The 279-nt window shown below is 62.0% G+C and carries 1 protein-coding gene; it reads left to right on the top strand.

The annotated features are described in order from the left end of the window. On the top strand, positions 1 to 270 hold a 270-nt coding region (locus CVH10_RS19785; RefSeq protein ID WP_219924871.1), incomplete at its 5' end, for a hypothetical protein. Positions 271 to 279 lie beyond the last annotated feature (9 nt).

Genomic DNA, 279 nt, shown 5'->3' with positions numbered 1-279 from the left:
GTGAGCGAGGTCATGGAAACGATTTCTGTCCCTCTGGAGGCCGACGCCGCTGATCGACTGAAACGCGCCGCCGCCGAAATCGGCATGCCGTTGGAAGAGTTCATCGCCTCTGCGGCCGAGCAGTTTGTCACAGACGTTGAGAACGCCAGCGCCACGCTTTCCGACGACCAGCGGGCGTCGATCAAGCGGGGTTTGCAGGATGTTGCGGCAGGTCGGACCTTCACCCACGAGGAGGTCTTCGGTGAACTCAAGGCCCGCTTCAAGCGGTGAGGCGTGTTC

This window comes from Halomonas sp. ND22Bw, assembly GCF_003011945.1.
GTDB lineage: Bacteria > Pseudomonadota > Gammaproteobacteria > Pseudomonadales > Halomonadaceae > Halomonas > Halomonas halophila.
This window is presented reverse-complemented; position numbering and strand designations above follow the sequence as displayed.